The sequence below is a fragment of the Parabacteroides caeci genome, from assembly GCF_023656795.1.
Lineage (GTDB): Bacteria > Bacteroidota > Bacteroidia > Bacteroidales > Tannerellaceae > Parabacteroides > Parabacteroides segnis.
Genome location: NZ_JAMOKT010000003.1, coordinates 138,423 through 158,363 on the forward strand (window position 1 = coordinate 138,423; position 19,941 = coordinate 158,363).

The window sequence follows — 19,941 nt, forward strand, 5'->3', positions numbered from 1 at the left end:
GGATAATCCAGAACCTTATAAATCAATGCTATTATCTTAAGTTCGGATTGATGTTTGTTTCTGCCAAAGGAATCGGCCAGCGTTCCTGACCTTTCTGGAAGCTGCGTGTATTGACATACCAGCGGTCATACGGGTCACGTTGTCCGTTTTTCTTTTTCATTAAATCCTGCTTGTTGATATAGAACGGAGAACCATAGATATCTGCATTTAACCGTTCTTCGGCAATGCCCCAACGGAACAAGTCCCATAGACGCCAGCCTTCAAATGCCAATTCAATCATACGTTCTTTCTGAATCAACATCATCAACTTGTCCGAATTGGTTTCTGTCAGTGGCGGCATATTGACGCTTGCACGTCCACGCACTTTGTTGATGGTTTCGTCTAACAATGCCTGAGTAATCGGCGTACCGGCTTTCAGCTCGGCTTCAAGATACATCAACAGGATATCGGCATAACGAACCAAGGGTACATTATTCCCATACGCATTGATATCGCCGGTCCACCCCTCGTCAAAGAACTTGCGCAACAGGTAACCGGTCTGGGTTGTCTGTCCCGGGCCGATCTTGTCGGCAGCCTTCGTTTCCGGGTCACAGTCATAGACCGTTCCTCTAAATACGGAACCATCATAAAGCAGGGTATAATCCAAACGCGGGTCGCGGTTTTCGCCAAAGTTTGCCTTGTTGAAACGGGCATCCTCGTAGCTGAACGGGTCGCCGTTCACGAAATCATACGCCTCGAACAGGTGGTTCGTTCCGTTGACCAAGCACCAACCGCCATCCTTGATAGGCCATGCGTGCTGCGGCAGACCAATACCTGCCAAATCGTCCACATATTGGGCGGCAAAGATATGTTCGCTGCTTTCCGCTCCTGCCGGATAGAACAGCTTCTGGTAATCCGGGTCAATCGCGTTGTCGCCATAATCCATAATCTGCTTGCAAGCGGCAGCCGCCTTCTGGTAATTTTCCATCACCATGTAGGTACGTGCCAGATAACCCAAAGCGGCCTGCGCCGTGGCACGTCCGCGTTCGGAACCGGCCAGGTCCTTGTGGCGCGGCAAAATCTGGGCAACCGCCTCCAATTCATCAGCAGCATACTGCAACACCTCTGCCCGGCTGCTTTTGGTCACCGAGTTGGATTCTTCCAACGTCAAAACCGTCTTGACCAAAGGAACATCATAGTAATAAGAGGCCAACTGGAAATACTGCACGGCGCGGATAAAACGGGCTTCCGCCTTCATCCGTTCCATTTCGGCACTCTGGCTGTCCATCTTGTCCAACCCTTCGATGAAGCGGGCGCACGCGCTGATCCGCTTATACGACTTCTGGTACAAGTCCTTCACCCAGCCGTTTGTCTCGTTGATCTGCCCGGAGGTCAGCTTGCCCAAATTGTTGTTGAACCCTCTTCGGTCGTACCCCATATCGGAAACGCCGTCTAACAGAATCGTGGCGCTATAGGCCCACCAGTCGGAAGAACCATAATCAACGCCCAACTGGATGCCGCCACGGTACAACCCGATCAGGGCCAACTTCACATTCGCCTCGTCGTCGTAAAACGTCTCCTCGCTGAAGCTGGTCAGCGGATAGCGGTCCAAACTACAACTGCTTGCCAATACGGCAGAAGCCAAAACTATTCCTATTTTATTCAATATACTCTTCATTGCCCATTAAAATTTAAGATTCAAACCAAATGTAAAGTTACGCAATACCGGATAGAACTGTCCGCCTGTGCTGATTTCCGGATCCCAACCGTCGGGGAAGCTGTGGAACGTGTAGGGGTTTTCCGTAGCGGCATACACACGGATGCTCGAAATGAAGGTGCCATTCAGCAACGACTTCGGCAGCGTATATCCCAACTGGATATTCTTGATACGCAGGTAAGCAGCGTTGCGTACCCAGAAGTCGGAAGTCTGCGTGTTCACACCGATGGTATTCCCTAAGTTCTCGATGCGCGGATATTTCGGGTAGCGCACCGGGTTTTCCGGGTCGAACGCCTCTTCCATCTGCCACTTCTGTATATTGCCTTCACTCCACAAAGCCCAACCGGCATAATTGCTCAACATACCCTGCACGCCGGCAACGCCCTGCAGGAACAGGTTCAGGTCAAACCCTTTATATTCGGCATTGAAAGAGAGGCCGAAGGTATATTTCGGGATTTGTGAACCCAAGTAAACGCGGTCGTAGGTAGCATCTACCTTTCCATCGGGTACACCGTCCGGACCGGAAATATCCTTATAGCGGATATCGCCCGGCTTCGTCTGTGCCTTGTTGCTACCCATGGCAGACTGGTTGGTATGTTCAAACCAAGCGTCGATGTCGGCCTGGTCCTGGAATACACCGTCCGTCAGATAACCGTAATACATCTGCATCGGATAACCGATAAACAGGCCGGAACCGTTACCTACCATTCCGTTCGGCTGTTCCACATTGCCGACACCCAAAGACTTGACCTCGTTGTTGATGATAGAGAAGTTGGCATTCACGCCATAGCTGAAATCACCGATATGATGGCGGTGGCCTACTTCAAATTCCCAACCGTGGTTCAACGCCTCACCGGTGTTCACTTCGGCCATGGTCAGACCGAAAATGGCAGAGGCACTGGCATTCGGCTTGAACAGGATGTCGTAGGTATAACGGTGGAAATAAGTTACATTAGCACTTAAAAAACCATTCCACAAAACCGATTCAAAACCGGCATCAATGGTACGGGTAGTTTCCCACTTCAAACGCGGGTCGGTATAAGTTGTTAGCTGCGCACCCTGCTGTATGACGCCGCCCAACGGATAGTTATAGGCTTTACCCAACACGTAGGTTGATTGGTAAGCATAATTACCGATGTTGTTGTTACCCAAAATACCGGCAGACACCTTTAACTTCAAGTTGTCGATGAAAGAGAGGTTTTCATTCTCCTTCATAAAGCTTTCTTCCGAGATTCTCCATCCCAAAGCGGCAGAGGGGAAGAAGGCATAGCGGGAATCGGTCGGGAAACGGGAGGAACCGTCGTAGCGCATGGTCAATTCGCCCAAATAGCGTTCGGCATAGTTGTACTGCGCACGACCGAAAACAGACTGGATCACCCAATCGCTACCGCCGCCGGCATTGGTCTGTACGTCCGGCGAACCCATCGTCAGATAGGGATAATTGTTGTTCGGGAAGTTCTGGCGGCTGGCCGACATATTACGGCTCGACTGTTCTTCCCAAGAATAACCGACCAACAGGTCCAAGTTGTGCAACGAATTGAACGACTTCGAATAGTTGGCTGTTGCCTGGAACGACTTGTAATCGGTGTTCGTATTCGCTTCATCTAAAGAGGAAGGCCCCAATATCTGCGTCCGGCCATTAATCGTTACCGGCAACGTGGCTCTATAATCCTTGGATTGCGAATTGGTAAAGTTGTAAGCCCCAATGGCCGACAGTTTCAACCCTTCAATCGGGCTGTAGTCCAAGCTGACCGTCGAGTTGATACGGGTAACCGGATTTTCAGAGAATGATTCGGAAGCCAACCAGGCTTTCGCCGTGCCAAAGTTCTTCACGCCCGACCCCCAGCTGCCGTCGCTCAACACGGAAGGCATATAACCGGGGAAACGCAACCCCTGCTGGATGAGCAGCATCATGCCGCTGCCATCGATGGAACCGGCCGTTCCGGGTTCTTTCCGGTTTGTCTTGTCACCACGCAGGCGGACCGTCAGTTTCAAGTTCTTTGCCAACTCGGAGGTCAAGTTCAAACGGGCGGTATAACGGGAGTAGTTGTTTCCCGGAACAATACCATCCTGGCTCAAATAGCCGAAAGAGGCAAAATACTGGCTGCGTTCAGACCCTCCGGTCACGGAAAGGTCGTGCCCGGTCTGGATGCCCTTGCCGGAGAAGATGTCATCCACAAACTTCTCATTGGCATACCGGTCCGGCTGGCTGCCGTCGCGCATGGCCTGGATTTCTTCGTCCGTGAAACGGGTCATGCCTTCCGCCTCGTTCAACAGGCGGGCATAATCCCAGCTATCTACATATTCCGGCAGTTCTATAGCCCGGTTGAAACCGACATAACCGTTGTAAGAAACTCTCACCTTTTCGGCTTTTCCCTGCTTGGTCGTAATCAGCACGACACCATTGGCGGCACGCGCACCATAGATGGCTGAAGTGGCTGCATCTTTCAATACAGAAATGTTTTCAATGTCGTTTGGGTTGATATCAGTCATGTTGCCTGGAATACCATCTACTAAAATCAACGCATCCGGAGTCGCACCAAAGGAGCCGACACCACGTACACGGATAGTCCCTGTGTTCGAGCCGGGGCGTCCGCCCGGCTGCGTGATTGTCACACCCGGCATCTGTCCGGTCAAAGCGGAAGTCACGGAAGAGGTCGCACGGTTTTCCAGCTTTTCGCCACCGACCATGGCGATAGAACCGATGACGTTCACCTTCTTCTGCGTACCGTAACCAACCACCACAACCTCTTCGATCGTTTGGGTATCTTCTTTTAATTTTATATTGAAAGATTTTTTATTTCCTACGGGAATGAATTGTGTGAGATAACCTATATAGGAAATTTGAATAGTCGCATTGGCCGGGACTTCCAGTGTAAATTTACCGTCTATATCTGTAATAGTTCCGATAGTAGTACCCTGGACAGACACATTTGCTCCGATAATGGCTTCCCCGGCTTCATCCAGAACAGTACCGTTGATTGTAGTTACCTGTTGTTGGGTTATTTGTACGGAAGGAGTCTGATTTTTCATCAGCATAATATTGCTTCCCTCCATAGCATATACAACATCAGTCTGTTCAAAGACTTTTTTCAGAACTTCTGCAACTGTTTTATTGGTTGCATTAACCGTTACTTTACGGTTTAGATTTACCTCATTTTTATTATAGACGAACAGATAGTCTGTCTGCTTTTCAATCTCTTGCATGAGTTCCTGTGTCGAGATGTTTTTTGCAACGATGGATACCCTCATTGTTTGAGAGGTAGCTTCTATTGCAAAGACTCCCGATACGAATATAAAGAGAGAAATGAAGGTCAGTTTCATAATTCGAAATATATGTTTATAATGTGGTTTAAATGGGATAAAAGAATCCCTGTACAAAATATTTTTCATACTTTTGTAGACTGTGTTAGTTAATACTTAGATATTTGAGTGATGAAGTCGGGTATTGACTTACTTTGAACCGGTAGGTGTTGGAGCACTTGCCGGTTTTTTGTTTGTGCATCTTTTTATGTCATAGGCTAACTGTTTTTATGATTAATTTATTTGATGGTAATTAGATTCCGGTCATTATCTTTTTCATAACTAAATTTGTTATTGAGTTGAAGGACCTTTAATACATGCTCTACACTGTCTTTGGTCCGGAATTTTCCTGAATAACGGTTATTGAGCAATGTCTTATTTTGAACATCAATTTTTACATCGTAATATAATTGAAGTTTCTTTATCATTTTATCTACCGGTTCATCATAGAAACAGATTAATCCTTCTTTCCATAAAAAATAATTCTCGTGTTCTATCGTGTCTTTTTTTAATATGCCGTTTTCTTCATAGGTTCGCATATGCGGCTCTAAACTGACCTTTGTATCTTTTGCCGGAGAGAAAACTTCCACAGCACCTTTTAACAGGGAGGTTTCAAAAACGGAAGAACCGGAGTAGGCCGTTACATTGAATTCTGTGCCCATTACTTTTATGTCGTAACGTTCGGTATTTACGATAAAAGGCTTTTCCGGATTTTTTGTTACATCAAAATATCCTTCCCCATCTAAAGTGACACGACGGTTGTTAGCTGTGAATTTATCAGGGAATGTAAAAGTCGTTTTTGCATTCAGCCAGACTTTTGTTCCGTCAGTCAATGTCAATTCGGCTCGCTGTCCGGGTGGAACGAATATGGTTTGCATCTTTGCCGAATCATTGTCTTCATTGATTAAGAATGAATAAACAATAGTGAAAGCAAGAATAAAAATGGCTGCAACCTTTGCCAACTCAAAGCTGGCAGACCGTAGCGTCCAACGCTTATTCCCCAAGGATAACTTATCCTTGGCAACAGGAGTTTGCTCCTGTTGCCAAATGGATATATCATATAGTTTACGCAGGGCAAGAAACTCTTTCATGTTTTTCTTGTCGGCATCCAACCAGCGGGCAACCTCTTCTTTTTCTTCCGGAGTTGCATCACCTGCGATATATTTATTTAATAATTCCTGGTTCATTCCTTTACTTTTGTGGGGATGTGTTTCATGCCCCGTTATTATTAAAACGATTCATTGAGTGATAACCCTAGTGGAATGTGAAAAATTATTGGAAAAAAAAGTAGAAATAGAAGAGCGGCAGGTAATCTTTCAGATTTTCACGCAAAGGTTTTAATGCCTTTGTAATATGATACTCAACGCCTTTAACTGTAAGTTGGAGTTCTTCGGCTATTTCTTTATTTGTTTTGTTTTCGAAGCGGCTCATTTCAAAGACACGCCGGGTTTGTTCTGGCAGAAGAGCTAAAGTTGCTGTGATAATCTGCTGCACTTCGGTAGAGAATATGTCTTCGGGATTACATGCTTCCAACGTTGAGATGCGGATATCCAGCTCCCTTTGTTTCATATCCGTCAAGGTGTGAAGTGCTTCTGTTTTGACAGCTTCATGTTTCAGGTGGTCGAGCGATTTGTTTTTTAATGTCGTCAATAGCAAGGCTTCAATATGTTCTATCTCCTTTTCCTTCAATATTTCCCATAATTTAATCAGGACGTCCGATACAATATCTTCGGCGATACATTCGTCATGTACATAGGATTTAGTGAACAGAAAGGATTTTCTGTAGAATTTAGTGTATAAAGTGTTGAAGTTATGTATTTCAGTCCCGATCATCTATTTCCGTTGTATTCACAATAGTCGTTGGAAAACAAAAGTAGGGAAAATATGGAAAATATAACTCTATTTGATGAAATAATACGTATTGAATTTTTGATGAAAAGAAAATAGTAGCATAATGAAACCGGCCCCGGCAAGGTTTATAGTCAAATAAAAGAGTGTTGTCGGCGATAAGTTGAGAGGGAATATGTGTCCTGTTGAGTGCAGGACGCGGTATTCGGGGCCGGCTTCATTACTACTATTTTAGTATTAATTAAATGTATACGTAACTCTCACGAGTTAGTTCGTTAAAATAAAACTTACATAATGCTGCTTGTAGCATCTTCACCGTTACCCTGTATCCAGTCGGTAACGGATACCTCTTTCAATGTAAGAGCCTCTCCGCTGAGAGTTAATTTGTAGAGGTATTTATGTCCTTTTTCCCACATCGTCTGTGCAGGCATCTTGTACTTATATGAATTCCCATTGATTGTGAAGAGAGCTTCGATGTCTCCTTCCGCTATGGGTGTCGTTGTCGGAATCACCCTGATCTGTTGGGTTTTGCAATATTCCTTACCTAATGTAACCGGTTCCGGCAGATTCAGACGGGTCGAGGTGCTGCAACCGGCTATTTTAGTGATTCGTCCGTTTCTGATGTCCATCATGCCTTTGCATATCAAGGAGCTTCCTCCGGCTTTATTTCCTATCTGTATGGCACTTAGCTGATAACTTTCATTTTCACCTTCCGGCAGATTCACCTGGAAAGAAATGAGCGACAGCGCATGTTCCATGTTCAGCAAGACCATCGGGGAGATGCTGTTTACTATTTTTTGGCCGAGAGCGTGTGTGCCATACATATAGTCGCGGGTTTGAGTGGCATCGGGCGACAGCTTCACAGGAATGCTTGCTGTTCCGAGCTTCATCTGCGGCTGATATGGATAATAGGCATACACGGTGGCCGGGTCAAAATTAAGTGTGACTTCCGGCGTTTGCCGCCAGGAGATTTTATTACTAATTAAATTTGCTTCTGCTTTTACATTTATATAATCACTATCCTCGTCATAAAGTCCGCCGTCGCTTTCGCGTGTAATCAGCAGCCCTATTTCCGAGCCTTCTTTGAATTCCTGCACGAAATTCGCCGATTTAGTAGTTAAAATACGTGTAATAATTTTTAATGGCTTTTCTTTCGCGCTAATACTCTCAATGGCTGAGAAATTGCTCTCGTGTGAACAACCAGCCAAACCCGAAATCAGTGTAATTAATAGTAATAAATTTCTCATACTTTTATGCTATTTTTGTATCAAATTTCATATTGCAAATATCCGGCAGTTTGAGGGAAGAGAGGGATCATACGGTATAAAATCACGATGAGATGGTATAAAAGTGCATGGTGCAAATAATCCAGGGGCGTCAAATTGTCTAAATAGAGTGCAAATCAACTAATTGAGGGACCAAATTGTTTATACTAAGACGGGGTAGTAAAGTATGTTGGAAAAAATACAGTTTTTATTGAGTATGCAAATAATTGGCCTATGTATATTGGGCGGGATTATGATGTTGCTGAGGTCGTTCGGTAACAGAGCACGACATATTTTAGGCTGGAGCATGATTATGTGGGCTTTGATGGCTGTAATCCGGAATATAGTTAATTTTTATCTGCATGAAGCAAAAGAAGCGTTCCATCCCGACGTACTTATTGCCAGTTGTTTTGTGGTTGCCTGCTTGGCCGCTTATGTGATAGAAAAACTGCGTCCCGGATACCTTACTTTTAAACGTTTTTCGATTTTTCTTTCTCCTGTTCTGATAGGAGGTTTTTCTTATTTAACGTATCGTTTATCGGGTGGAGAGATACATGTTTATTATTCGATGAAAGATGTTTTTGCGTTTTTCAATCTGGACGTATTTCTTCGTTTACTTGTTTTTGCACTGACTGTTTTTTATATGGCTTTGCCGGTTTATCTGGTTATGAAATACGGGAAAGAATATACGGATTATCTTAGCGAGAATGTATCTGACCCGGAGAATTATGATTTGATTTGGCTGAAAAGGACCATGGTTATTCTGTCGATGCTGTATGTCCTTTACCTGATATTGCTGCTTACGGATGCTCCGCTCCTCTATGTGGTTGATAAGGCGGTGTTGCTTGTCGTTTGGTTTTACTTCTTTTATAAGGCTTTGTTTCTCAAGAATATCCAGCTTGACCGTACGTTTAAGGATGGATGGAATTCTCCGGTGGATGAAAACGATGAGGAAGAAGATGACGACGAACAGCAGGGGTTTCTTTTCAAACGTTATGCCGAAGAGGTTAATACCTGGTTTGAGAAAGAAAAACCTTATCTGCGGGATGACCTTCGGCTGACGGATTTACAACGGGTATTCCCTATCAGCCGTTCTTATCTGTCGCAATTATTCAATAAGGAGCTGGGAATGTCTTTTTCGGATTATGTGAATCAATTCCGGGTGGAAGAGAGCAAGCGCCTGATGGATGCCGAGCCGCTTGCCAGTATCCAGGAGATTGCCGAACGCTCGGGGTTTCATTCCATCAGCACGTTCCGCCGCTCTTTCATTAAGCAGACAGGGATTGTTCCTTCCGAGTATAAGAGAGGATAGCAAGCTGACTGTATTATCGGTATTATCAGATAGTATTCTGAGATAAGTATCATATATTATGATATTATAGTCGCATATATTATGAAAATGTTGTATCATAATATATGATATTTTGTTGTCATAATATATGAAATAAATATGTTGTAGTGTAGGAACTATTTTCTACTTTTACATCCTGTTAGATAAATACGCTTACCATGAATAACACTACTACTGCCCGTCCGCATATCGTTTGGATGGACGCACTTCGCTTCGTTGCTATCCTGATGGTGATTGCCTGCCATTGTACAGACCCTTTTAATGCCTCTCCGGAGTCGCGTGCCAATCCTGAAATTAATTTCTGGGGGTCGGCCTACGGGTCTATGCTGAGGGCTTGTGTGCCTCTTTTTGTGATGATGACAGGTTTCCTGTTGCTTCCGGTGAAGCAGGAGGCTTCTGTCTTTTATAAGAAACGTATTCCGCGCGTGTTCTTTCCTTTCCTGGTCTGGTCGGTGCTGTTTAATCTGGCACCGTGGTTTATCCAGTGGGTGGGAGGAAGCGCTGAACTGGTGACCGACTTCTTTCCCTGGGCGCCCGAGCCTTCTGCATCTTTGGCCGACGGGTTGAAAGATATTGCGATGATACCGCTTACTTTTACGGTTTACGCTACGCCGATGTGGTATATTTATGCTTTAATCGGGTTGTATCTTTATATGCCTGTTTTCTCTGCGTGGGTGGAGAAAGCGTCTGAAAAGGGGAAACGCTGGTTCCTGTCTATCTGGGTTGTTTCGTTGTTTATTCCTTATCTGATGGAGTTTGTTTCTAAGTATCTTTTCGGGACCTGCTCGTGGAATGCTTACGGCCTGTTCTATTATTTTGCCGGTTTTAACGGGTATTTATTGCTCGGGCATTATTTAGGGAAAGGAAATAACTGGTCGATCGGTAAAACACTGGCTGTCGTTGTTCCTTTGTTCCTGATTGGTTATCTGGCCACTTTCATTGGGTTCAGATATATGACGTCGGACCCGAATGTGAGTGAGGAAGGGATGGAACTGTTCTTTACTTATTGCTCTCCGAATGCGATGCTGATGACGGCGGCCATATTCCTTCTGATGCAGAAGGTCCGTATTACTTCTCCTTTGATTTGTAGGGCGTTGGCTAATCTGACGAAACTGGGGTTCGGCGTTTATTGCGTACATTATTTCTTTGTAGGGCCTTCTTATTTACTGACGCTCTGGTTGGGTATTCCTATTCCGGCAATCGTTCCGGTATCGGCTGTTTTTACGCTGGCGGTAACCTGGCTGTTTGTCTATTTATTGAGCAAACTGCCTTGCTCCAAATACATTATTGGGTAAGGCGCTTCAATGGCCAGGCCGGTCTTTTGTGCAAATGATGTTAAAAGCCGGTCCGGGGAGTATATCGTATCTATATAACCACTACTTTTGTGTTGTAAAACATATTTATAGAATATGTTTAGGCAAAGAGATCGTTTTAAATAATTAGTATTGCGCTATGAAAAAGTTAGCTAGAAAGTGTCTCAGCTACCTGGAAGTTTTGGGTAGATATGCGATGCAAAAGTATGGAATAGAATAAAATGAAGTTTTTTCAGTGTTGGGGATATCCGGAAGGGTGTCCCTTTTTTTATGGCTGATAATAGCCGTAAGGTATTAACTCTTCTCTATTTTTTATCTCTTTCAGGTAACAATCATCGAGCAGGGTGATTCGGTTTGCTATTTTGTGTACTTCCCTGAAATTGTGGTCTGTCAGGATGATTCCGTGGTTTTGGGCGCTTTCGGTCATCAGTTTGCGTATCTGTTCGGCAACAACGGGCGAGACACCGCTAAAAGGTTCGTCCAGCAGGATATAAGGAGCCGGACTGAAAAGGGTGGTTTTGATTTCCAGGTAACGTTGTTCCCCGGTTGATATTTCACAGATACGGGAGGTCCGGATACGGAATAATATTTTGTCTGCGAAAAAGCGTTTCCTGTCTTCCGGAGCGATACAAAGTTCTGCTATCTGTGATACTTTCAGATGTGAGGGAAAGGAGGGGTGTTGTGGCAGATAGGCAAGCAGTCCGGAGCGGAAAGCCGGCCCTTTTATGACTTTTCCGTCGATGCGGATAAACTTCCGGTCGGCTTTTAAGGTACCGAAGATGATATTCAGCAAGGTTGATTTGCCTGTCCCGTTTCGTCCGAAAAGGGCAATAATATCTCCCCGGCAACATTTCAGATAAACGTCTGCCAGTATGGTCCGTTCGCCGAACGATTTAAGTATGCTGTCTATTTCAAGGCCTGTGTACATAGCTCGATGATTTGATTCAGTAGATTACAGCAGATGAACATGACGATAAACGTAACGATCCAGAGTTGATACTTGCCGATTCCCTGATTATAATAGAAAAAATATTCTTCTTTGCGTGTCAGTTCCTTATAGATATAGTCGAATCCCAGTCCGACCGTAGGGATGAGTTGTAGCCATAGTCTGATAGAGTCGATCATGCTAACATAGAATCGAAGTGCGCTAAAAGAGGCAAACAGAAAACCGATCAGGACACTGAATTTTAATGTACTGAGAAAGAATGTCCGGTAAAACCGGTATTGTGTTTTCCATCTTTGCAGGCTATCCATAACTGATCGGTTTTAAGAGGATAACAGATTTTCTGCTAAGATATTCAAATCCGGGGGAATAGAGGTGGGATTCTTTTTAATAAAGTATAAAAGGGGAAGAATAATAAAGGGGAGGGATATGAATGGAGCCGGCATTCACCGGCCCCATATAACTTTATTTATTTCTCAAAAGCCGATAATACAGGTTGTCCGATCCATACTTGTGGTTGTTCCAGTTTAAAGATATGAGCTATGGTCGATGCAACATCGAACTGCATCATACTCTCGGTGATTTCATGGCCCTTTTTGATATTTTTACCGGAGATAATAAAGGCAGTCTCCATTTCTTCCATGGTTTTGCCTCCATGACCTTTATTGATGCCACCGTGATCGGCTGTGACAATAAAAATAGTCTCATCAAGCATTCCGGCTTCTTTTACAGCATTGACTATCTGGCCTACATACTTATCCAGTTCTTTCAACACTGCATAATATTCAGGAGTGTCATGGCCTGTTGCATGTCCGACATGGTCAGGGTTGTCGATGATTACGGCCAGCAGGTTAGGATGTGCTTTTTTTATATAATCAGCAGCATATTGTGCAGCAGCTGCTGGGTTACTCTCTGCTTCGGAAACATGTTTATCATAATTGAGTGCGAAAGTATCTACCAGACAACGGATTGTTTCCCATTCGTATATGCAACCTATCTCAGCTTTGGGATCGGATTCATGCAATAAACTGAATACGGTAGGGAATATTCCGTTTTTATTTACTTCCCGTGAAGGAAGTTCAGGCGTCTTTGAATACCATTCGGTATATCCGTGAAGTTCCGGACCGGCTCCCATGAACATGGAAGCCCAGTTTACTGCGCTTGAAGATGGCAGTACTGACCGTTTCTTTAAAGTATATGAACCATCGTCCATTAGCTTCTTTACGTTAGGCATTTCTGCTTTTGATACACTATAGGCTCCCCAGCCGTCCAGGCCGATTAAAATAACGTGTTTGGCTCTTGGGGATGCTGCTGATATATTGTAGGTGTTCATGGCAAAGAAAATGCCAAGTAGAATGAATAAGATATTCTTTTTCATAACTGTTGATTATTTATTTTTGTAAGATCCACATTAATTTGTTGTTATCATCCAGTCCGCCATATTGGCGGGCAACGGCTTCTTCCACGCTTTCCCTGTTGAAGTCATATTCCCAGGTGGAATACATCCATCGTACAGGAATCTTGTCTTTCACTGTGTTCCGGTTAGTTTTCGGGTTAATGGGAAGTTCCGGATATCCGGTGCGTCTGTATTCATAATATGCATCAAAAGGATGCTGCATGTAGTAAGCCAGGTATTTTTGTCCGATAATCTGTTTTAGTTTATGATCGAAACTACCGGAAAGAATGATATGGTCGCTGTTCAGATAGTCAGTGATATAGGCATCCGTAATTTTCATTCCGTGGTGATATTTGTTATCGTCCGGTGTGTTATCTGCAACAAACTTCATAGCGGCCTTAATGCCATTGTTGTAATATGTATTGGCATCTCCGCTTATCCATCCCCGCAATACACCTTCGGCGAGAATAAAACATTGTTCGGCATACCCCAGGCGTATATAAGGTTCACCGGAAACGACCTCTGTATATCTCAGGTTCATCGTACAGCATTTTCCGTCGGCATTCATGGATTGAAGGTCGGAAAAGTCGCCTGCCGGATCTAATCCTGCATAAGCATTCATATCGTTCGCCTGTAATCCCTGACTGATAAGCGCTTTTGCCGGTTCGGCAAAGTAAAACAGACGGAAATCATTATAGGCTTTAAGTGTATCGACCATTACACTTGAAATGGTCGAATACATATAATGTTTTGACACGGATGTGTTGAAAGGATAGGTCTGGCCTGCCTTATTGGAGAAGACCAACTGGAAATTGTCTTCGTTTGACCTCATCAGTTTTCCTTCAGCAACAATTTGTGCAAACCGTTCTTTTATTTTTAGCACAGGGTGGTCTTCTTTCATGGAAAGATATAATAATACTTTCAGTCGGAAAGCATCTACCGTTTTTTGCCATTTCGAGATATTGCCTTGCAGGATCGGATCGCCTTTAAAATCGTGGGCTTCACTGAAGAAACGAGCTGACTCGTCGAGGTCGTTCATGATGGCAATCATAACGTCTTCCTGAGGATCGTATTTGGGTTTGACATTTCCTTCTTCACCTTGTAATGCTTCACTGTAAGGAATATCTCCCAGCTGCATGGAAGTATAGAACAGTTTATATGTTTTAATGAAAAGGGCTAAACCCTGGTAAGCGGCTTTGTCTTCTTCCGGGGCCAGTTCTACCATTTTTACGGCATTCATCAGGGTTTTGTATCCTCCGAGACCAGCTCTTCCCAGAACATTGTAATTGTAATCATGTAGCGATTCTAACCATACCATTTGTTTTGCCAGACAATTGTCGCTTATAAAACCGGAACCAGTACCTCCTGTAGCCGTCAAATCAAGCAAGAGAGGGGTTGCTAGTAAAGACGATGATACTGTGGTTGCCGCATTCGGATTCGTGTTTATGTCATCATATGCAGAGCATCCGTATCCGGCAATAAAGAGGGCTGACAAAAATATATATTTAAGTGCTTTCATATATTTGTTGATTAAAAATTGATTTTTAAATTACATCCAAGCATACGTAGAGAGGGGGAATTTAAGTTTTCAGAGGATTTATCAGGATCGGAGAATCTGAATTCTTTTGTCCAGATAAATAGGTTCTGCCCGATAAAGGCAATAGATGCTCCCTGTAAACCGATTTTCTTACAGAAAGGACTGGGTACTGCATAGGTCAGTGACAGTTCTCTCAGTTTGATAAATGTCTGATCTAATATATGCTGATGCTTGGCATCCCAAACGTTTCCGGCTCCGTTATATAATTTCATATAACCTTCATAAGATACTGCTTTATCGTTAGGAGCAAAGACTCTGTTGTCTCTGATAATATTACCGTTAGAGTCTCTGTCTACGCTTCCTGATACAACCATTACTCCTTGTCCTACATAATTTTTTTTCCCGTTTACAACTTCATCGTATCTCCATGGACTGTCACTGTCTATATGTGCTCCCGTCATCCAAAGCGCCTGATCCATTACAGAGTGGGCGACACCTCCGATACGGCCGTCAAGCGTAAAACCTAATGTAAAGTTTTTGTATCTGAGTGTATTGTTGAAACCAAACACCCAATCTGGATACTCGTTTCCGGCAACGCTTTGGAATTTACTTTGGATAGGATAACCACCTTCGTGTATTATATTTCCTTGCGGATCGCGTTCCCAGTCATAATAACCCAACCAGTCCCAACGTTCGCCTGCTTTTACCCATTCTTTCTGTGTAGAATAGATCGGGTCTACTTTGGAGTAATAATAACGGTCGAGTGACCAGTTGAAAGTTGCATCCCATTCCCAGTCCTTTTTCTTTAACAGGTTTCCGCCTATGGTAATTTCAACGCCTTTCCTGAGTTGCTCTTCGTCAATATTAATCAATGTATATTCGAAACCGGAAGCGTCACTGATAGAAGCGTCACGGGTCAGGTTGTAATATAGTTTATTGTAATAAGTGATGTCTAGTTGAAATCTGTTTTTCAGGAAGTGGAAAGCAGTTCCTATTTCGTATGAACGGGTTGAACTCGGTTTAATGAGGGCACTTCTCATCTTTGTCGGATAAGTAGCTCCGTTCATTCCGTCCCACATATTTGTTTTGATGGTATAACTTTTGTTGGTATCATAGACATCCAGATCCTTTTTGGTCTGTGTCCAGGAACCTCTGATTTTCCAGAAATCAATCCATTCCGGCATCGGGATTAATTCGGAAGCAACAATACTTGCCGATACCGAAGGATAAAAATAAGAGCGTGTTTCCGACGGGAGTGTCGACGACCAGTCATTTCTTCCGGTAATATCCAGGAAGAACGTACTTTTCCATGCTACGGATGCTTTTCCATAGATACTGTTTACCTGCTTTTTCTTTATCGAACTTTCTATCTGTGCCGGATCGACAGATGCGTATAATGAATAATATCCGGGAATTGAGAGACCGTTCTTCGTTTTACCGGAGAGCCAGTCGTCCTGATAGAAATAAATGGTACCGCCGATAAAGGCATCAACGGAAAAATCACCGAATTTATGGTCGGCTGTTACCATAAAGTCATTGTTGATGCTATAACCGCCTTTTCGTCTTTCTTCATAATATCCTTTTTTATTCCATCCGCCGTAAGCTCCGATGGAGTTTCTCCATTTCTCACGTTCGCTATAGGTGTCGACACCTGATCTTAATGAGGCTTTCAACCACGGGGTGAATTCATAGCTGGCAGTAAGGAAACCATTGACAACATCATAATCGCTGGAATGGACAATCTCATTAGCGATGAAATAGGGATTATCATACCATACTTTATTGGGCCAGTTCTGTTCTTCGTTCTCTTTTTTCCAATAATTTTTATAGTCCCGGATGTCCAGGTCCGTTCCGGTCCAGACCAGCATACTGTATATATATCCTCCGGTCCCGTATCCGGTTCCGGTGTTATTCGGATAGAAACGTTTATTGTAAGTAAGTCCGCCTTCAAATGTGAAGTTCTTGTATTTCATATCTCCGGCAACCGTATAATTGATCTTGTTCAATTTAGTGTTCGGGTACTGTCCTTTATTATAGATATGGGTTAGAGAAGTACGGAAACTTCCGTATTTTCCTTTTTGTGTGACGCTGATATTATTGTTCGTAACAAAACTGAATTCAAGGAAGTTCTTGAAGTTGTTTTTACCTTTGGATACTAAAGGCATTTCCCGCCATTCGTGTGTGTATGGGTCATATTGCGTTGCTGTACGGCCTATGTCCATTTTGTCACCCCATACAAAGTCTTCCGAGTTATATTTCCCGTTCATCCCGGTACTATATGATGTTTGTACTTCGGGTAATCGTAGAAAGCCTGATTCGAACATCGTACTACTGTTTATGCTTACATTCAGGCCGTCCTCTGTACCTCTTTTGGTTGTAACCATGATGGCACCTGTTCCCCCTCTTGCTCCATACAGGGCTGACGCTGTTGCGCCTTTCAGAACATCTACGGATTCAATATCGTCGGAGGCGATGTCGCGCAGGGAGATATTGCCGTAAGGTACGCCGTCTACAACCAATAAGGGCGTTTCTCCGCGTAATAGGAGGCTGGGTGCTTCGTTAAATTCCGTACTGTTCTGTACATTCAAGCCTGCTATTTTACCTGTCAATGCTGTGCCGACATCTACTGATTTAACCGCTGTGACTTTATCTCCCCCAACTTTCTGTACCGCATATCCCAGCGCTTTTTCCGAGCGTTTGATACCTAGGGCGGTGACGACGACTTCTTCCAGGTTTTTAGAATCTTCCAGTAAGGAGATTAACAATGTCTTTTGATTATTGACGGCGATATCCTTGTTTTGATAGCCGATATAAGAGAATACAAGATGGGCATTTGCCGGAACTTCGATCGAGAAATGACCGTCGATATCGGTCACTGTCCCGGTTGAGGTACTTCCTTTCAGAAGCACGTTGGCTCCGATAATGGGAGTGTTCGACTGGTCTACCACGGTCCCTGTGACTTTGATAACGGGAACCTGAGGAGTGCCGGCCGGCGGCTCGGAGTAGGAGATGGAACGTTTGTTTTTCGTTGAATGTATGGATATGTAGTTATCCAGTACTTTGTAGGTAAGTCCTTTGTTTGCCAGGACATTGTCCAAAACCTCTTTCACTGTTTTGTTTTTCGCATCGACCTGGACAGGCTGGGACAGGTTGATATCCTTATCGCCGTACAGGAACAAATAATCGGTCTGTCTTTCTATTTCGGTAATCAGTTCACCGAATGAAAGATTATTTCTGGTGATGGTGATTCGTGCTTCCTGCGAATGCGTATTGACCGCATGTAGCTGGAAAAATAGTACGAATACAAAAAACACGGATAATCTCATAATATGAATAATGTGTGTTAATTCATCATGTTTAAATACATAGCATAGTTGCAACAAGTTTTTTTTCATAACTTTGCTGATAGTTTAAAGTTGATACTGTTATCTGTCTCGAAATGGATTTGATAGTATTGGCTCTGTAGGGTAAGTGATTCCAGCACTTACCCTTTTTGGCCCTATCATGATAGTTGTTTTTTTACTTCATGGGCATTCGTTTTTATCGGTTAGACATATGTTGATCAATAGATTTCAAATTCATTTTCAGATATTCTCTTAAAATTGAAATGGTAAACATTCTGTAAAGCACCCAGTATTTTCTCTATTTCTTCGCTTTGCCGGAATTTACCGGATATTTTCTGGGTAAGAGCAATTGTTCCGGTCACTTTGAATCTGACATTATACCAGAGTGACAGACAGTCCAGTATTTCTACAAAAGGCTTTGCTCTGAAACTGAAAATACCGCTTTCCAGGTAATCTTTATTGTCAAAATCGGAACTCGATTTGACCATGACATCGTTGATGACCGATACTTTCTCGTTGGGTTTCAGCCGGATCATTTCATTCCTGTTGTCTTTGTTGTATACAAGTACGGAACCTTCGACCAGGTTGGTTTCAAAGCGCGGTATCTCTGTATAGGCAAACACATTGAATTCTGTGCCCAATACTTCTACATTAAACTGCTGCGTCTTGACGATGAATGGCCGTTTGGGGTCTTTTGTCACCGAGAAGTATCCTTCCCCGTCTAACTCGACTGTGCGGTTATTCCCCTGAAATTCATTAGGTATTCTGATTTTGCTTCGCGGGCTTAACCAGACGGATGTACCGTCGGCCAATGTCATGTTTACACGCTGTCCTTTGGGAACGTTTATTTCGGTGAACAGCATCTTCTGCTGATGCCGGGTGTATTGCTGGGAGGCAAACCAGGAGCCGGTTATCAGGATCAATGCTATGGCTGTATATTTCAGGAGATTGATCCGGAATTGTCTGGCGGAGCGTTTGCCCAGCCGCCTGTCGAATTCGCGGATGCCTCTGATGGTCTTTGCTTCATCTTCTTTCCGGTCGATCAGTTCGGAGATTGCGAGTGCATTCTTGGTGCGGGCAAATTCCTTTTTGGCCTCCGGATCTGTTTCCAGCAGTTGGAAAAACGCAGTCTTTTCAGTAGCGGGCATCTCTCCGGAGAAATATTTATCTAATCTGTCATTCATGGCAAAATTGTTTGTCTCTATATTAAAGACAAAAGTATCGGAAGTTACCACCAAAGGAAAATGAAAAAAAGTTGTTTTTTTTGATACAGACGGAATATCACTGTCTTCTTATACGATGAAAAGCAGGAGAGGCAGGTAGTCTTTTAACTCGACTTTTAATTTGCGTAAGGCAATAGACATCTGATTCTCAACCGTATTGACGGATATATCCAATTGCTCGGCAATCTCTTTATATTTTAATCCCTCCATGCGGCTGAGGATAAATATTTCCCTGCAACGTTCCGGTAATTTACCGATCACTTCGTCGATCAGATTTTCAACCTCTGAAATCGTGAGGAATGATTCGTCGAATTGTTGGAGTGAATATAAATTCATTTGCATTTCCTGCTCTTCAGCCGTTTCCAGGGTTCTTTTCTTTTCGTTTATATACAGGCTGTGTTTGAGGAAATTCAGACATCTGTTTTTGACCAGGGTAAACAGGAAGGCATCCATGTTATCAATCGTTCTAAAAACTTCCGGATGCTCCCATAGATAGAGGAAAATATCTTGTACGATATTCTCCGCATCTTCTTCAGCAATGACATAAGCCTGTGAGAAGCGTGTCATTTTGATAAAGTATGTAGAGTAGATCTGTGAGAAACATTTTTGTGTTTCCAAAGAGTTTGTCTGTTGTATATCGTGATTTTTCAAGCCTTTTCTCCTTTATCTCTGTGGCAAAGATAATTAATCTTTCTTTTTTCAAATAAATATTCCCTCTTACT

The 19,941-nt window shown here is 43.6% G+C and carries 14 protein-coding genes; 2 read left to right on the forward strand and 12 right to left on the reverse strand.

Features of this window, described 5'->3' with window-relative positions; all coding sequences use genetic code 11:
• Positions 1-31: 31 nt before the first annotated feature.
• From NBH15_RS02610 to NBH15_RS02630, 5 genes are all read right to left on the reverse strand, one after another.
• Complete coding sequence (locus NBH15_RS02610; protein ID WP_250821918.1) at positions 32-1,657, reverse strand: RagB/SusD family nutrient uptake outer membrane protein; 1,626 nt, start codon at positions 1,655-1,657, stop codon at positions 32-34.
• Between the two features lie 6 nt (positions 1,658-1,663).
• Positions 1,664-5,020 carry a TonB-dependent receptor gene (locus NBH15_RS02615; RefSeq protein WP_250821919.1) on the reverse strand — a complete coding sequence of 1,119 codons (3,357 nt, stop codon included), beginning with the start codon at positions 5,018-5,020 and terminating at the stop codon, positions 1,664-1,666.
• Positions 5,021-5,238: 218 nt separating this feature from the next.
• On the reverse strand, positions 5,239-6,186 hold the full coding sequence (locus tag NBH15_RS02620; protein WP_250821920.1) for a FecR family protein: 948 nt from the start codon (positions 6,184-6,186) through the stop codon (positions 5,239-5,241).
• A gap of 85 nt (positions 6,187-6,271) precedes the next feature.
• Entirely contained in the window at positions 6,272-6,832 is a 561-nt protein-coding gene (locus NBH15_RS02625) for an RNA polymerase sigma-70 factor (RefSeq protein WP_186957940.1), read from the reverse strand.
• Positions 6,833-7,134: 302 nt separating this feature from the next.
• Positions 7,135-8,094: a fimbrillin family protein gene (locus tag NBH15_RS02630; RefSeq protein WP_244050490.1), complete on the reverse strand. Its 960-nt coding sequence runs from the start codon at positions 8,092-8,094 to the stop codon at positions 7,135-7,137.
• 205 nt (positions 8,095-8,299) lie between these two features.
• Here NBH15_RS02630 and NBH15_RS02635 point away from each other — a divergent pair, with 205 nt between their 5' ends.
• Both NBH15_RS02635 and NBH15_RS02640 read left to right on the forward strand, forming a co-directional pair.
• Positions 8,300-9,424 carry an AraC family transcriptional regulator gene (locus NBH15_RS02635; protein WP_244050489.1) on the forward strand — a complete coding sequence of 375 codons (1,125 nt, stop codon included), beginning with the start codon at positions 8,300-8,302 and terminating at the stop codon, positions 9,422-9,424.
• Between the two features lie 197 nt (positions 9,425-9,621).
• Positions 9,622-10,758 (forward strand): acyltransferase, encoded by a 1,137-nt coding sequence (locus NBH15_RS02640; protein ID WP_250821921.1) that lies wholly within the window; start codon positions 9,622-9,624, stop codon positions 10,756-10,758.
• A gap of 286 nt (positions 10,759-11,044) precedes the next feature.
• On the opposite strand, the gene NBH15_RS02645 is transcribed toward NBH15_RS02640, so the two are convergent.
• The 7 genes from NBH15_RS02645 to NBH15_RS02675 form a co-directional block, all read right to left on the reverse strand.
• Complete coding sequence (locus tag NBH15_RS02645) at positions 11,045-11,704, reverse strand: ATP-binding cassette domain-containing protein (protein WP_186957941.1); 660 nt, start codon at positions 11,702-11,704, stop codon at positions 11,045-11,047.
• Positions 11,683-12,030 (reverse strand): hypothetical protein, encoded by a 348-nt coding sequence (locus NBH15_RS02650; protein WP_046145841.1) that lies wholly within the window; start codon positions 12,028-12,030, stop codon positions 11,683-11,685. Before NBH15_RS02650 ends, NBH15_RS02645 begins: the two co-directional genes overlap by 22 nt.
• A 158-nt stretch (positions 12,031-12,188) precedes the next feature.
• Positions 12,189-13,097 carry an alkaline phosphatase family protein gene (locus NBH15_RS02655; protein ID WP_443146932.1) on the reverse strand — a complete coding sequence of 303 codons (909 nt, stop codon included), beginning with the start codon at positions 13,095-13,097 and terminating at the stop codon, positions 12,189-12,191.
• Positions 13,098-13,110: 13 nt separating this feature from the next.
• Positions 13,111-14,634, reverse strand: a complete 1,524-nt coding sequence (locus tag NBH15_RS02660; protein ID WP_250821922.1) for a SusD/RagB family nutrient-binding outer membrane lipoprotein — start codon at positions 14,632-14,634, stop codon at positions 13,111-13,113.
• 11 nt (positions 14,635-14,645) lie between these two features.
• Positions 14,646-18,047 carry a SusC/RagA family TonB-linked outer membrane protein gene (locus NBH15_RS02665; protein WP_250821923.1) on the reverse strand — a complete coding sequence of 1,134 codons (3,402 nt, stop codon included), beginning with the start codon at positions 18,045-18,047 and terminating at the stop codon, positions 14,646-14,648.
• A gap of 167 nt (positions 18,048-18,214) precedes the next feature.
• Complete coding sequence (locus NBH15_RS02670) at positions 18,215-19,180, reverse strand: FecR family protein (RefSeq protein WP_250821924.1); 966 nt, start codon at positions 19,178-19,180, stop codon at positions 18,215-18,217.
• Positions 19,181-19,288: 108 nt separating this feature from the next.
• Positions 19,289-19,870: an RNA polymerase sigma-70 factor gene (locus NBH15_RS02675; RefSeq protein ID WP_284706447.1), complete on the reverse strand. Its 582-nt coding sequence runs from the start codon at positions 19,868-19,870 to the stop codon at positions 19,289-19,291.
• Between the last annotated feature and the right edge of the window lie 71 nt (positions 19,871-19,941).